We start from the raw sequence: 14,762 nt of genomic DNA, 5'->3' as shown, positions 1-14,762 counted from the left end.
CTGCGCCCCAACCCCCCGACCGTGAGTGACCCATGAGACCCGGACCCCGATCACCACGGCTGCTGTGGGCGTTCCTGCTGCTGGTGGGCGTCGTCGGGATGCTGCTCGCATCCGGGTCGCCGGTGGCCGCGCAGGAGCAGGACGAGCGCCGGGTGGTCCGGGTCGGGACCGAGGGCACGTACCCGCCCTTCAGCTTCGTCGACCCGCGCACCGGGGAGCTCACCGGCTACGACATCGAGGTCATCGAGGCGGTCGCGGACCGCGCCGGATGGGACCTGGAGTTCGTCCGGGCCCGGTTCGACGCGCTGTTCCCCGCGCTGGACGCCGAGCGCATCGACGTGATCGCCAACCAGGTCACCGTCAACCCCGAGCGGGAGGCGCGCTACCTCCTCAGCCGCCCGTACACGTACTCGCGCGGCGTGATCGTCACGGCCGCGGACACCGACGACATCACCTCGCTGGAGGACCTCGAGGGCCGCACCACCGCCCAGACCGAGACCAGCAACTGGGCGCAGGTGGCTCGCGACGCGGGCGCCCGGGTGCAGTCGGTCGAGGGGTTCGCCCAGACCGCTGAGCTGCTCGCGCAGGGTCGGGTCGACGCCACCGTCAACGACAACATCGCCGTCCTCGACTACCTCGCCTCGACCGGGTCGGACGAGATCAAGATCGCCGGCGAGATCGAGGGCGAGCAGGGCGAGCAGGCGCTGGTGTTCCGCCAGTCCGAGACCGCGCTGCACGCGGAGGCGAACCGCGCCCTGGAGGAGCTCGCCGACGACGGAACACTCGCGGAGATCTCCGAGGAGTACTTCGGCGCGGACGTCTCGGTCCCCGATGGCGGCGACGTGGACCTCGGGGGGTCCGACACCGGCCGCAGCCGCTGGGACGTGGTCCAGGACGCCGCCTGGCCGATGCTGCGCGGCACCATCAAGGGCACGATCCCGCTCACGATCGTGAGCTTCGTGCTCGGGCTGGCCATCGCCCTGGCGGTGGCCCTGGCGCGGCTCTCGCCGTCCCGGCTGCTGACCCTGCCCGCCCGGTTCTACGTCTCGGTGATCCGCGGCACCCCGCTGCTCGTGCAGCTGTTCATCGTCTTCTACGGGCTGCCGCAGGTCGGGGTCAAGATGCCCAGCTACGTGGCCGCCTGCCTGGCGCTCAGCCTCAACGTGGGCGGCTACGGCGCCGAGATCATCCGCTCCTCGATCCTCGCGGTGCCCCGCGGCCAGCTCGAGGCGGCACGCACGATCGGCATGGAGTACTGGCAGGCGCTGCGGCGCATCATCCTGCCGCAGGCGGCGCGGATCGCGGTCCCGCCGCTGTCGAACACCCTGCTCTCCCTGGTCAAGGACACCTCGCTGGCCTCGCTGGTGCTGGTCCCCGAGCTGTTCCTGGAGGCCCAGGTCGCCGCGGCGCTCAGCACCGAGTACCTGCCGCTGTACGCGCTGGCGGCCCTGTACTACTGGGTCGTCTGCTACGTCGTCTCGCTCGGCCAGGGCCGGCTCGAGCGCCGGCTGGGGAGGTACGCCGTATGACCACGCCCGGGACCGACCGCGCGCTCGTCGACGTGCAGGGCCTGACCAAGTCCTTCGGTGGCCAGCCGGTGCTCCGCGGGGTCGACTTCACGACCGCTGCGGGAACCGCCACTGTCATCCTCGGCCCGTCGGGGTCGGGCAAGACCACCGTGCTGCGCTCGCTCAACGCCTTGGAGCTCCCGGACGCCGGGCGGGTCCGGATCGGGGAGGCGTCGGTCGACTTCGGGGCGCTGCCCTCGGGCCGCGCCGACCAGCGCCGGGTGCTGCGAACGCTGCGGGCCCGCAGCGGCATGGTCTTCCAGTCCCACCACCTGTTCCCGCACCGGACCGTGCTGGGCAACATCATCGAGGGGCCCGTCCAGGTGCAGGGCCGCCCGCTCGAGGAGGCGGTGGCGGACGCGCGCGCGCTGCTGGCTCAGGTCGGCCTGGCCGGGCGTGAGGACGCCTATCCGGCCGAGCTCTCCGGCGGACAGCAGCAGCGGGTCGGCATCGCCCGCGCCCTCGCGCTGCGCCCCGACGTACTGCTGCTCGACGAGCCGACCTCGGCGCTGGACCCCGAGCTGGTGGGGGAGGTGCTCGGCGTGATCCGGGACCTCGCGGAGCAGGGCTGGACGCTGGTGATCGTCACCCACGAGGTCCGCTTCGCCCGCGACGTCGCCGACCAGGTGCTGTTCCTCGACGGCGGCGTCGTGGCCGAGCGCGGCGGCGCGGAGGTCCTCACCGATCCGCAGGTGGAGCGGACCCAGCAGTTCCTGCGGCGGGTGCTCGAGGCCCGCTGAGCCGGACCGGCTCAGGCCCGGGCGCGGACCCGCTCGGAGAGCCGGACGGCGGCGTGCAGCACCAGGTCGGCGGTCTCCGGGTCTGCCACGGCCCGCTCCGGGACCAGGCCGCCGAGCAGGGCCGCGGGCTGGGTCAGCCAGGTCCAGGCGTGCCAGGGGTCCATTCGGGCCGCGAGCAGCGGGTCGAGCACCGGCACCAGGTCGGGGCGCGGCTCACCGTCCGCGGTGAGCTGGAAGGCGGGGACGAGCGTGCGCTCGTCCGCGGCGACGACGAGCAGGCGGCGCTCGGCGTTGGTCTTGTGGACCCAGAAGCGGGTGGCCTCGACCGAGGTGCCGCGCAGCCCGGCCAGCGTCTCGTAGGTCAGCCACGGGCTGGCGAGCAGCACCTCGCGCACCCGCGCCCGGCGCGCGATCTGCACCAGCGGGACGGGTACGGCGTGCCGCGGGTCGGAGCCCTCGTGGTGCAGGAGCCGGTCGAGCTGCTCGAGCTGGTCGCGGGTCAGCGGCTTGCGGGTGCCGGGGTCGGTCCACACCGCGCGGCCCTGCGGGTCCCGGTCCAGCGTCGGCAGCCCGGCCTCGGCCAGCGCGGAGGCCAGCCCCAGCTCCTGGAGCCAGTCGGCGAGCCGCTCGCCCAGGTCGGCCGGGTGCTCGTCGTGTGCGCCGTCCCCCGAGGTCATGGTCCCAGCCTGCCGCACCGACGCGCGGGGACCGACTGCGGGTCCTCGGGCGCGGGTCCTCAGCCTCGGGACATCCAGATGCCGACGACGAGCATGGCGAGCAGGCCCACCACGACGGCGCCGAGCACGTAGAGCGCAGTGGAGAACCGCTTCCACGGCCCCTGGCGGCTGGTGGGCCCGTCGCCGGACTCGTCCCCGGTGGCGGTTCCCGTCTGCTCACCGGTTCCGGGGACGGCCGGGGCGCCGCCCACCTCCTCGGTGAGGTACTCGCGCCGGCCGGCCTGCTCCGGGGCGTCGGCGACGCCCTCGCCGCCGTCCGCCTCCTCGGCGGGGTTCTCGTCGAGCTCCAGCAGCGCGACTCCCGGGTGGTGGAGGTCGAAGGCGGGCGACTCCGAGCGGATCCGCGGCAGGTTGTGGAAGTTGTGCCGCGGCGGCGGGCTGCTGGTGGCCCACTCCAGGGAGCGGCCCCAGCCCCAGGGGTCGTCGACCCCCACCTGGGGGTGACGCTGGGAGACGTAGAGGTTGTAGAAGAACGGCAGCATCGAGAGGCTGAGCAGGAACGCGCCGACGGTGGAGATCTGGTTCAGCAACGTGAAGCCGTCCTGGGGCAGGTAGTCGGCGTAGCGACGCGGCATGCCCTCGACACCGAGCCAGTGCTGGACCATGAACGTGGTGTGGAAGCCGACGAAGAGCAGCCAGAAGTGGATCTTTCCGAGCCGCTCGTCGAGCATCCGGCCGGTGAACTTCGGCCACCAGAAGTAGAACCCGGCGAACATCGCGAAGACGACGGTGCCGAAGACGACGTAGTGGAAGTGCGCGACCACGAAGTAGGAGTCGGTGACGTGGAAGTCCAGCGGCGGGCTGGCCAGGATGACTCCGGTGAGACCACCGAACAGGAACGAGACCAGGAAGCCGATCGACCACAGCATCGGGGTGTCGAAGGACAGAGATCCCCCCCACATCGTGGCGATCCAGTTGAAGAACTTCACGCCGGTGGGCACCGCGATGATGAAGGTCATGCCGGAGAAGAACGGCAGGTTCACCGCGCCGGTGACGAACATGTGGTGGGCCCAGACAGCCACCGAGTACAGCGCGATCGCCAGCGTGGCGCCGACCAGGCCGACGTAGCCGAAGATCGGCTTGCGGCTGAAGACCGGCAGGATCTCGGAGACGATGCCGAAGAACGGCAGCGCGATGATGTAGACCTCCGGGTGCCCGAAGAACCAGAACAGGTGCTGCCACAGCAGCGGCCCGCCGTTCGAGGTGTCGAAGACGTGCGCCCCGAGCTGGCGGTCGGCCTCCAGGGAGAGCAGCGCGCCGCCGAGGATCGGGAAGGCGATCAGCACCAGCAGGCTGGTGATCAGCGTGTTCCAGGTGAAGATCGGCATCCGGAACATCGTCATTCCGGGGGCCCGCATGCAGATGATCGTGGTGACGAAGTTGACGGCACCCAGGATCGTGCCGAGGCCGGCCAGGTAGAGGCCCATGATCCACAGGTCGCCGCCCACCCCGGGCGAGCGCACCGCGTCGGAGAGCGGGGTGTACGCCGTCCAGCCGAAGTCGGCGGCGCCCTGCGGGGTGAGGAAGCCGGAGGCCGCGATCAGTCCGCCGAAGAGGTAGAACCAGTAGCTGAGCATGTTCATCCGCGGGAACGCCACGTCCGGCGCCCCGATCTGCAGCGGCATGATCACGTTGGCGAAGCCGAAGAACAGCGGCGTCGCGAACAGCAGCAGCATGATCGCGCCGTGCATGGTGAACAGCTGGTTGTAGACCTCGTCGTTGACGACCTGGTTGCCCGGGAAGGCCAGCTCGCTGCGGATCACCAGCGCCAGCAGCCCGCCGACCAGGAACCAGATGAACGCGGTGCTGAGGTAGAGCTTGCCGATCAGCTTGTGATCGGTCGTCGTCATGATCCGGACGAGCGTCGTCCCCAGCGGGCGCCGAGGAGCGGTGGTCGAGCGGTAGGTGGTGGTGGCGACCATCAGCACTCCATCGCGATCGGCAAGCCGGGAACGTGAGCGGAAACACATGCGGGTATCCCTGCTCAGGCGCTCCAAACCTGGGGTGCGGTCACCAGGCCTCGGTCAGCGCCGCCGCCAGGCGCGCACCGTGCGTCAGCGGCACCATGTGCGCGCCGGCGTCCAGGGTGACCGACCGCGCCCGGCCGGGGGCCGCCGCGACGAGCTCGTCGGCCCAGTCCTGCGGACAGATCCGGTCGTGGCGGCCGCGGACCACCAGGACCGGGGCGTGGACCTGGCGGACGACCGTGCGCAGGTCCTCGCGACGGGCGTGGTCCATGGTGCGTGCGATCCAGGCCGGCCCGGTGGTCGCGTAGGTGCGCGCCAGCACCGGGACCTGGCTCGGACGCTCCCAGCCTGCGGTGCGCAGCCAGCGTCCGGCCATCCTGGGCCAGGTCCCGGCGCGCGGGTCGGTCATCGGGCCGACCAGCACCAGGGCCGAGACCAGCTCGGGCGCCTGGAGGACCGCGTGGGCGACGATCCCGCAGCTGGCTGAGTGCGCGGCCAGGACGGTCGGGCGCGCGGGCCTGCGGCGCAGCGCGTCGACCAGGACCGCGGCGAGCGCCTCGGGTCGCAGGTCGGCGCCCCGTGCGGGACGCACGCCGTACCCGGGCAGCTCGAGCACCGCCTGCTCCCGGCGCGAGCCGGCGGCCCGCAGCGCCTGGAGGGTCGGTCGCCAGCTGGCCTCGTTGAGCCCCAGCCCCGGGACGCAGACGAGCCGAGCGCCCTCAGCCGTCATCGCCGCGCTGCTGCCCGGTCTCGGTCTCGGTGTCGGTCTCAACGACGATCCGCGCCAGCGCGGCGACGCTGACCCCGGCGTGCTCGGCCGCGATCGCCAGCCGGCGGCGCGCGACGGCGTCGCTCACGCCCGTCTGGCGGGCGATGACCTGCACCGCCGCCTCGACGACGTCCTGGTCGTGCAGGTGCCCGGCGGTGGCCTCGGCGGCGCGCCGGGTCGTGAAGGCCAGGTCGGCGTTGGTGACGGCGCCGGCCGCCACCGCCCCGAAGATCGCGGCCAGCTCCTCGTGGTGGCCGTCGAAGGCGGTCGGTGAGGAGGCATAGAGGTTGACGCTGCCCGCGACCCGGCCCCGGACGACCTGGGGAAGGCTCAGGGTGCTGCGGATCCCCTCGGCAGCGGTCGCCTGGGCGAACAGCCGCCACCGCTGCTCGTCGAGCACGTCGTCGGCCCGGGCGTGCTGGGGTGACGCCAAGGTCGCCGTGTCCAGGCACGGGCCGCCCGCGGCGTACTGGACGGCGTCGAGCAACGCGGCCGGGCCGTCGGTGGCGACGACCGTGAAGCTGACCTCCTCGGCGTGCCGGGTGATGCTCACGCTGACCAGGTCGGGCACCACCGCCCGGGCCTCCTCGGCGAGCTCGGTGAGCGCCTCGAGGAGGCCGCCGGCCTGGCCGCGCGCCTCCAGGTGGCGGGCTGCCTGGACCGTCTCCGGAATGGGCTCCATCGGCGTCATGTCTGCGTCTCCTCGGGCGGGCTCGGCGGCAAGTACCCAACGGGTGGCCCGGGGCAACCTCGCCGCGGCTCCACGGCCCGCGTCCGACCGACTGGTCGGCAGAACGCGGGGGCTTAAGAAATGCAATCGCCAACCCTTGTGGTGGGAGCGGACCATTTAATAGACTGATCGGACCAATTAATCGAAAGTGCCGCTCTCGAGGAGGATGTTGTGACCCCAATCCCCACCCGAGCCGCGGCGGTGACCTACGCGGCCGCCGACGACGTCGGCACCGTGACACTCGGCGAACCTGGCCGCGTCTTCGTCCTCGACGGGGCCGCCGTGGACGCCCTGGAGTCGGCCGTCGACCAGGTCGAGCGGGATCGGCCGTGCTGTCTGGTCGTGGTCGGCGGCGGCCGGGTCTTCTGTGCCGGTGCGGACCTCGAGGAGCTCGCCCGCCTGGATCCGCCCGCGTTCGGGTCCTGGAACGAGCGACTGGCCCGCGTGGCGACCCGGCTCGCCGAGCTCCCGATGCCGGTCGTCGCCGCACTGAACGGTGCCGCCCTGGGTGGTGGCCTGGAGCTAGCCCTGGCCGCCGACCACCGGATCGCTGATCCGGCCGCCAGCGTCGGCCTGCCGGAGGTAGGTCTGGGGTTCATGCCAGGCGCCGGGGGAGTGCGGCGCCTGACTCGCCTGCTGGGCCCGCACCGGGCCCGGTGGCTGATCCTGCGCGGAACCCGGCTGTCGGCCGCTGAGGCGCTCGAGGCCGGGCTTGTCGACGAGATCCACGCCGACCCACCGGCCCGGGCCCACGAGTTCGCCGAGGAGTTCCGCGGCACGTCCGCAGCCGCTCTCGCGGCGGTCAAGCGAGCCGTCGACACGGCGTACTCGCCCGACGCCCACGCCATCGAGCAGGAGCTGATCGGGGCCCTGTTCGACACCGACGCCTGCCGGCAGGCGATCGCCGGTTTCGTGGCCGCCCGCAGCCGCAGGCGGGCCACCGCCGCGACGGGCACCCGATGAGGGCGCTGCGCTGGCACGGGCCGCGGGACCTGCGCCTGGAGGACGTCGCGCAGCCCACGGCCGAGCCCGGCCGGCTGGTGGTCGAGGTGGCCCTGTGCGGACTGTGCGGCACCGACCTGCACGAGTACGCGCACGGACCCTCGATGATCCCGCGCGGGCCGCACCGGCTGACCGGCCAGGAGCCTCCGGTCACCCTCGGCCACGAGTTCGTCGGTCGGGTCGGGGAGATCGACGAGAGCGACCGCGTCGCGGCCGAGGCGGCCGGGCTCCGCGTCGGCACCCGTGTCGTCGTGGATCCCACGGTCCGGTGCGGGGCCTGCCGGTGGTGCCGGGTGGGCCAGTACCAGCAGTGCCCGGCCAGCGGCTCGATCGGGCTGGCCGTGGACGGCGGGTTCGCCTCGCATGTGCGAGCGCCGCTCGGCAACGTCCACGTCGTGCCGGATGCGGTGCCCGACGAGCTCGCCGCCGTCGCCGAGCCGCTGGCCGTGGGCCTGCACGCGGTCACCCGCGGAGGGGTCCGGCCGGGGGACAACGTGCTGGTTCAGGGCGCCGGGCCGATCGGCTTGGCCTGCGTGCTGTCTGCCCGCGCCGCGGGCGCAGGTCAGGTTTTCGTGTCCGAGCCGAGCCCGGCACGGGGGCGGTTGGCCACCGAACTCGGCGCCGACGTCGTACTGGACCCCACGGCGAGCGACGTACGCCGCGAGGTCTTCCTCGCGACCGGCCGCGTGGGCCCGGACGTCGTCCTCGAAGCCACCGGGGTGAACGCCGTCGCGGTGGCCTCGGTGGACACGGTGCGCCGCGGCGGCACGGTGGTGATGGCGGGCATCGGCGGTGCCGACCTGACCCTCGACGCCCGCAAGATCGTGCTCTACGAGCGCACCGTGCGCGGCTCCCTTGGCTACAGCTACGACATCCCCCGCGTGCTGGCGCTGATGGCGGCCGGCCGCCTCGACCCCCGTCCGATGATCTCCGGCGTGGTTCCCCTCGCCGACGGGATCGCCGCCTTCGACGCGCTCCTCGCGGACCGAAGCTCCGGAGCCAAGGTGCTCCTCCAGCCCGAAAGGTGACCCAGATGGACCACGAGCTCGATCCCGAACTGCGCGCGCTGCGCGAGATGTGCACCGCCTTCGCCCAGAAGGAGATCGCCCCGCACGCCGCCGAGTGGTCGCGCGTCGGGGAGGTGCCGCCGCAGTTGTTCCACGCGATGGGCGACCTGGGCCTGATGGGCATGCTGATCGACCCCGAGCACGGCGGGTCCGGCGCGGGCTACCTGGCCTACGTCACCGCCATGGAGGAGATCGGCCGCGCCGACCAGTCCGTCGCCGCGGCGTGGAACGCCCACTCGACGATCGGCTCGCTGCCACTGGCGTCCTTCGGCTCCCCGGAGCAGAAGGAGCGCTGGCTGCGCCCGCTGGCCGAGGGACGCGCGCTGGCGGCGTTCGGGCTCACCGAGCCCGGCGCGGGCTCCGATGCCGCCGGCATCACCACCCGGGCGCAGCGCACCGCCGAGGGGTGGGTGATCAACGGGACCAAGATGTTCATCAGCAACGCGGGCACGCCGATCAGCCAGGGCGTCACGCTGCTGGCGCGCACGGGCGAGCCGGGCAGCCGCGAGTTCGGCGTGTTCTACGTCCCCACCGGGACCCCGGGCTACCGGCAGGGCCGCAAGCTCGAGAAGCTCGGGTGGCACGCGCTCGACACCCGGGAGCTGGTCTTCGAGGACTGCGTCGTCGCCGAGGACCACCTGATCGGGGACGCCGGCGCCGGACTCCAGCAGTTCCTCGCCGTCCTCGACGGCGGCCGGATCAGCGTGGCGGCGCTGTCGCTCTCGCTCGCCCAGGCCGCCCTGGACCTCGCCCTGGCGCACGCCGCCGGCCGCCGCCAGTTCGGGCGGCCGATCGCGGACTTCCAGGCCGTACGCCACCACCTGGCCACGATGGCGACCGAGGTCGCCGCCGCCCGCGGCCTCGTCTACCGCGCCGCCTGGCTGGCGGACCAGGGACTCTCGTTCTCCCAGGAGGCGGCCATGGCGAAGCTGTACGCCTCGGAGGTCGCCAACCGCGCCGCCAGCACCAGCGTGCAGATCCACGGGGGCTACGGCTACATCCTCGAGTCCGAGATCTCCCGGTTCTTCGCCGACGCCAAGATCCTCGAGATCGGCGAGGGGACCAACGAGATCCAGCGCGACGTCATCGCCCGAGACCTGCTGCGCAGCGCCGGCCCGCGCTCCGCCTGACCGAGGAGCCAGCCGTGGAGAACCTTGCCTTCACCCTCGACCACCACGCCGCGACCCGCCCGGACAAGGTGGTGCTGACGCACGGCGCCACCACCCGCACCAACGCCGAGCTGCTCGACCGCGTGCACGCCCTGGCGGCCGGACTGGCCGACCTCGGCGTCGGCGTCGGCGACGTCGTCGCGATCCTGCTGCCCAACCGGGTGGAGTTCTTCGAGACCATCTACGCGACGAACCGGCTGGGGGCGGCGTTCCTGCCCCTGAACCTGCGGCTCTCGCCGGCCGAGTGGTCCTACATCCTCGGCCACGCGGGCGCCCGGGTGGTGGTGTGCGACGCGGAGCTCGCTCCGCACCTGGACCTGCTGGCCCTGGAGCTCGACACCCTCGAGCACGTGCTGGTCGTCGAGGGCGGCGCGGGGGAGCGGACGCAGGTCGGCGAGGAGGCCAGCTACGAGCGGCTGGTCGAGCGCCGGGCCGGCGCCCGGGTGCCGGTCGTGGACCTGCCCGGCGACGCCCTGCAGCGGCTGATGTACACCTCGGGGACGACGTCACGGCCCAAGGGCGTGATGATCAGCCACCGCAACTTCATGTACAAGAGCCTGGGCATGCTGATCCTGCTCGGCTGGAGCGAGCGGGACATCGCGCTCGTGAGCGGCCCGCTCTACCACGTCGGCGCCTTGGACATGGGCGGCCTCACGGCCCTGCACGCCGGAGGCTCGCTGGTGTTGCAGACCAGGTTCGAGGCCGGAGAGACCCTCGACCTCGTCGAGAGGCACCGGCCCACCACGGTCTGGCTCGCCCCCGCGATGGTCAACGCGCTGCTCCAGCACGAGCGGGTGGCGACCTCCGACCTGGGATCGCTGGAGACCATCCTGAGCGGCGGGGAGAAGATGCCCGAGGCCCGGCTCGCCCAGATCCTCGACCTGATGCCCGACGTCTGGTTCGCCGACGCTTACGGGCTCACCGAGACGGTCTCGGGCGACACCTACATGACCCGCGACCACATGCGCGGCAAGCTCGGGTCGGTCGGCCGGCCGGTCCCGCACCTGCAGCTCCGCGTCGTCGACGAGGACCGGGACGTGGCGCCCGGCGAGGTGGGCGAGGTGGTGCTGCGCGGACCCAAGGTCTTCGGCGGCTACTGGCGCGACCCGGAGGCCACCGCGGCCGCGCTGCGCGGGGGCTGGTTCCACACCGGTGACCTCGGCCGTCTCGACGCCGACGGCTTCCTCTACATCGAGGACCGGATGAAGGACATGATCGTCTCCGGAGGAGAGAACATCGCCTCCCCCGAGGTCGAGCGCGTGCTCTACGAGCACCCCGACGTGGTCGAGGCCGCCGTGGTGGCCATGGCCCACGAGCGCTGGGGGCAGGTCCCGCGGGCGTTCGTCGTGGTCCGCGACGGGGCCGGTGTCGGGGCCGACCAGCTCCGGGAGTTCTGCCTGGAGCGCCTGGCCAGGTTCAAGGTTCCACAGCGCTTCGACATCCTCTCCTCGCTGCCCCGGACCCCCAGCGGCAAGGTGCTCAAGCGCGAGCTCCGCGACGCCACGACCGGGAGCCAGCGATGAGCGCGGCGGGACAGGCGCCCGCCGTGCGCCTCGACGGCAAGGTCGTCTGGGTGACCGGCGCCAGCCGCGGGCTGGGTCGCTCGGTCGCGACCGGCCTGGTGGCGGCGGGGGCGCAGGTAGTGCTCAGCGCGCGCAGCGCCGAGGACCTCGACCGGCTGGTCGCCGAGCTGCCGCGGGACTCGTGCTCGCCGATCGCGCTCACGGTGGACGACGAGCCGGCCGTGGACGCGGCGGTCGAGCAGATCGTGGCCCGGCACGGACGCCTGGACGGACTGGTGAACGGCGCCGGCATCAGCCCGACGTTCACGCCGGCGGTGGACGTGGCCGCCGCCGACTGGCGCCAGGTGCTTGGGGTGAACCTGACCGGCACCTTCCTGTGTGCCCGTGCCGCGGGCCGGCAGATGCTCGCCCAGGGCTCCGGCTCGGTCGTCAACGTCACCTCGGTGCACGCCCGGCAGGGCTTCGAGCGCATCGCGGCGTACGCCGCCAGCAAGGGCGGGGTGGAGGCGCTGACCCGGGTGCTCTCGCTGGAGTGGGCCACGGCGGGGGTGAGGGTCAACAACCTCGCCCCGGGCTACTACGACACCGACCTGAGTCACGGGCTGCTGGAGAGCCGGTGGGGGGATCGGATCCGGTCCCGGACGCCGATGGGCAGGACCGGCCTGCCCCACGAGCTGGTGGGAGCCGCGGTGTTCCTGCTCTCGGACGCCGCCTCCTTCGTCACCGGCAGCACGCTGACCGTGGACGGGGGGTGGTCGGCATGGTGAGCCTTGCCGCCGAGGACCTGGTCGAGATGTACCGCCGGATGGTCCGCATCCGCCGCTTTGAGGAGCAGACCTCGGCGCTGTACCGCGACACCGAGGTGCCCGGCTTCGTGCACCTCTCGATCGGGCAGGAGGCCTCCGCGGTGGGCGCCTGCTGGCCGTTGCGGCGTACCGACGGCATCACCTCGACCCACCGCGGCCACGGGCACTGCATCGCCAAGGGCCTGGACGTGCAGGGGATGTTCGCGGAGCTGATGGGCAAGTCCACCGGCACCTGCGGGGGCCGGGGCGGATCGATGCACATCGCCGACCCGGGCCTCGGCATCTACGGGGCCAACGGCATCGTCGGCGCCGGCCTGCCCATCGCCACCGGCGCCGCCCAGGCCGCGCGTCTGGACGGCGACGGGGTCGTGGTCGCGTTCTTCGGCGACGGCGCCGTCGCGCAGGGCATGTTCCACGAGGCCCTGAACCTGGCCGGGGTGTGGAACCTCCCGGTGCTCTTCCTGTGCGAGAACAACCACTACTCGGAGTTCTCACCCGAGGCCAGCCAGCACCGGGCGCCGCTCGCGGCGCGGGCCGCCGGCTATGGGATGGAGCACCACCTCGTCGACGGCAACGACGTGGTGGCGGTCGCGGAGGCCACGTCCCGCCTCATCGAGGCGATGCGCGCGGGCAGCGGGCCGTGCATCCTCGAGGCCGACACCTACCGGTGGCACGGCCACTACGAGGGGGACCCGCAGCGCTACCGCACGCCCGAGGAGCTCACCACCTGGCAGGGGCGTGACCCGCTCGTGGTCGCCCGCCGGCGGCTCGCCGAGGCCGGCGTCGAGGAGGCGACGGTCCGCGGCGTCGAGGATGAGGTCGAGACCGAGATCGAGGCCGCGGTCGCGCAGGCGCGGCTGGACCCCGAGCCCGAGCCGCTCAGCCTGACCGACTTCGTCTACGCCGAGCGGGCCGCGGTGGCCGAGCCGGCGGAGGTCTCTGCCGACGCCCCGGTCTTCAAGACCATGGCGGCCGTGCGCCAGGCGATCGAGCACGAGATGCTCGCCGACCCCTCGGTCTACGTCGCCGGAGTTGACGTCGCGGCCGGCGGCAACGTCTTCGGGCTGTTCCGGGGGCTGGCCGAGGCGTTCCCCGGCCGGGTCCTGGACACCCCGATCTCCGAGAGCGCGGTGCTCGGCTCGGCGGTCGGCGCGGCGATGGCGGGCAAGAAGCCCGTGGTCGAGCTGATGTACATGGACTTCATCGGGGTCTGTTTCGACGCGCTGCTCAACCAGGCGGCCAAGCTGCGGTTCATGACCGGAGGGCGGGCGCCCATGTCGCTCGTCGTGCGCACCCAGTTCGGCGCCGGCCGGTCCTCGGGCAGCCAGCACTCGCAGAGCCTGGAGGCGCTGCTAGCCCATGTGCCGGGACTGACCGTGGTGATGCCCTCGAACCCCACCGAGGCCTACGGGCTGCTGCGCTCGGCGATCCAGGACCCGAACCCGGTGGTGTTCGTGGAGAACCGGCTGCAGTACGGCATGAAGGGACCGCAGCCGCCCGAGGACTACCGCGTGCCGCTCGGCAAGGCCAGGGTGCGCCGCCCCGGCACCGACGTGACGGTGGTGTCCTACTCCCGACTCGCGGTGGAGGCCGAGGCGGCCGCCGACGAGCTGGCCGCCGAGGGCATCTCGGCCGAGGTCATCGACCTGCGCACGGTGATGCCGCTGGACCGGGAGACCATCCTGGAGTCCGTGCGCCACACGCACCGCCTGGTGATCGTGCACGAGGGCGTCATGGACTTCGGGGTCGGCGCCGAGATCGCGGCGATGGCGGCCAACGAGGGATTCTGGTACCTCGACGCCCCCGTGGTGCGGGTCGCCCCGCCGGCGATGCCCGCGCCGTACGCCCCGGCGCTGGAGAAGCTGTGGCTCCCGGACCGCGCGGTGATCGCCGACGCGATCCGGCGGGCGGTGCAGGTGTGAGCGCTGTCCAGCAGGCGCCGCTGGCCGCCCGGCAGCCGCAGCAGCCGCCGACCGAGGGCGACCAGCGCCCGGTGACGCCCTGGGTGCGGGCCCGGGCACGGGCGTTGGGGGTGGCCCTGGACCCGCTGCGGGCACGTGGCGCGGGCCGGGTCACGGTGGCCGAGGTGGAGGCCGCCGCCGCGGCCTCCACCTCGGCGACGTCGGACGTCACCGGGGACCACCGGCACCCGGAGGACGTGTCCTGCGGCGCCACGATGGCCGAGCTGACCCTCGACGCGGCGGCCGGCGCGGGGGAGGTCGCGCACGCTCTGCTGCGCGCGCTGAAGGAGCTCGGGACGCCGCACGCCGTCCGGCTCCGGCACGCCGACGGTGCGGCCTCGCGGTGGCTCGACGCGGCGGAGGCGGGAGACCTCAGCCCGGAGGGGCTGGCCTCTCGACTGCCGGTCTCCACCTGCCCGGCCGGCTCAGCAGCCGAAGGCCGGAACGGCCTGGTGCTCCACGACCTGGCCGGCACCGGCATCCGCCGGGCCGCGCCCGCCGTGGAGCCCGGGAACGTGGTCGCCGTCCTCGGTGATGCCGAGACGGCGGTGCGGCCGGTGTCGGTCGACGGCCATCTGGCGCTGGTGCCGGTGACGACCCGCACCCTTGTTCTCTTCGCCAGCCCCGGCGGGGTCGACGCATTACGCTGGGCCCGGGTGTTCTCGGCCTCGGGTGACCACCTGATCGCTGGAGCGCCGGCCCGGTCCTGACGGCTGGTGGACG

13 protein-coding genes are annotated in these 14,762 nt (G+C 73.1%); 9 read left to right on the top strand and 4 right to left on the bottom strand.

The window, feature by feature from the left end:
• Window positions 1–32 precede the first annotated feature (32 nt).
• Window positions 33–1,529, top strand: a complete 1,497-nt coding sequence (locus tag EBO35_RS12335) for an ABC transporter substrate-binding protein/permease (RefSeq protein ID WP_122817975.1) — start codon at window positions 33–35, stop codon at window positions 1,527–1,529.
• Window positions 1,526–2,308 (top strand): amino acid ABC transporter ATP-binding protein, encoded by a 783-nt coding sequence (locus EBO35_RS12330; RefSeq protein WP_122817974.1) that lies wholly within the window; start codon window positions 1,526–1,528, stop codon window positions 2,306–2,308. Before EBO35_RS12335 ends, EBO35_RS12330 begins: the two co-directional genes overlap by 4 nt.
• 11 nt (window positions 2,309–2,319) lie before the next feature.
• On the opposite strand, the gene EBO35_RS12325 is transcribed toward EBO35_RS12330, so the two are convergent.
• From EBO35_RS12325 to EBO35_RS12310, 4 genes are all read right to left on the bottom strand, one after another.
• Complete coding sequence (locus EBO35_RS12325) at window positions 2,320–2,985, bottom strand: hypothetical protein (RefSeq protein WP_122817973.1); 666 nt, start codon at window positions 2,983–2,985, stop codon at window positions 2,320–2,322.
• Window positions 2,986–3,044: 59 nt separating this feature from the next.
• Complete coding sequence (gene ctaD, locus EBO35_RS12320; RefSeq protein ID WP_122819714.1) at window positions 3,045–4,967, bottom strand: aa3-type cytochrome oxidase subunit I; 1,923 nt, start codon at window positions 4,965–4,967, stop codon at window positions 3,045–3,047.
• An 88-nt stretch (window positions 4,968–5,055) separates the two neighbouring features.
• A complete protein-coding gene (locus tag EBO35_RS12315; protein ID WP_122817972.1) occupies window positions 5,056–5,742 on the bottom strand; it encodes an alpha/beta fold hydrolase in 687 nt (228 codons plus the stop codon).
• Entirely contained in the window at window positions 5,732–6,472 is a 741-nt protein-coding gene (locus EBO35_RS12310; RefSeq protein ID WP_164477946.1) for a GAF domain-containing protein, read from the bottom strand. Before EBO35_RS12310 ends, EBO35_RS12315 begins: the two co-directional genes overlap by 11 nt.
• A gap of 210 nt (window positions 6,473–6,682) precedes the next feature.
• On the opposite strand from EBO35_RS12310, the gene EBO35_RS12305 reads away from it, so the two are divergent.
• Genes EBO35_RS12305 through EBO35_RS12275 form a run of 7 tightly spaced genes read left to right on the top strand, consistent with a single transcriptional unit; the run spans window position 6,683 to window position 14,749 of the window.
• Complete coding sequence (locus EBO35_RS12305) at window positions 6,683–7,474, top strand: enoyl-CoA hydratase/isomerase family protein (protein WP_164477945.1); 792 nt, start codon at window positions 6,683–6,685, stop codon at window positions 7,472–7,474.
• Window positions 7,471–8,541 carry a 2,3-butanediol dehydrogenase gene (locus EBO35_RS12300; protein ID WP_122817969.1) on the top strand — a complete coding sequence of 357 codons (1,071 nt, stop codon included), beginning with the start codon at window positions 7,471–7,473 and terminating at the stop codon, window positions 8,539–8,541. Before EBO35_RS12305 ends, EBO35_RS12300 begins: the two co-directional genes overlap by 4 nt.
• A 5-nt stretch (window positions 8,542–8,546) precedes the next feature.
• On the top strand, window positions 8,547–9,710 hold the full coding sequence (locus EBO35_RS12295; RefSeq protein WP_122817968.1) for an acyl-CoA dehydrogenase family protein: 1,164 nt from the start codon (window positions 8,547–8,549) through the stop codon (window positions 9,708–9,710).
• Window positions 9,711–9,724: 14 nt separating this feature from the next.
• The gene (locus tag EBO35_RS12290) at window positions 9,725–11,272 is read left to right on the top strand and encodes an acyl-CoA synthetase (RefSeq protein ID WP_122817967.1); all 1,548 of its coding nucleotides are present in this window, start codon (window positions 9,725–9,727) and stop codon (window positions 11,270–11,272) included.
• Window positions 11,269–12,039: an SDR family NAD(P)-dependent oxidoreductase gene (locus EBO35_RS12285; RefSeq protein ID WP_122817966.1), complete on the top strand. Its 771-nt coding sequence runs from the start codon at window positions 11,269–11,271 to the stop codon at window positions 12,037–12,039. The genes EBO35_RS12290 and EBO35_RS12285 overlap by 4 nt, the downstream gene beginning before the upstream one ends.
• A complete protein-coding gene (locus EBO35_RS12280; protein ID WP_122819712.1) occupies window positions 12,033–14,000 on the top strand; it encodes an alpha-ketoacid dehydrogenase subunit alpha/beta in 1,968 nt (655 codons plus the stop codon). Before EBO35_RS12285 ends, EBO35_RS12280 begins: the two co-directional genes overlap by 7 nt.
• Window positions 13,997–14,749 carry a hypothetical protein gene (locus EBO35_RS12275; RefSeq protein ID WP_122817965.1) on the top strand — a complete coding sequence of 251 codons (753 nt, stop codon included), beginning with the start codon at window positions 13,997–13,999 and terminating at the stop codon, window positions 14,747–14,749. Before EBO35_RS12280 ends, EBO35_RS12275 begins: the two co-directional genes overlap by 4 nt.
• Window positions 14,750–14,762: the final 13 nt, after the last annotated feature.

Source organism: Nocardioides pantholopis, from assembly GCF_003710085.1.
Taxonomy (GTDB): Bacteria; Actinomycetota; Actinomycetes; order Propionibacteriales; family Nocardioidaceae; genus Nocardioides; species Nocardioides pantholopis.
The sequence above is the reverse complement of the archived record's forward strand: the minus strand, read 5'-3'. Positions and strand labels throughout refer to the sequence as shown.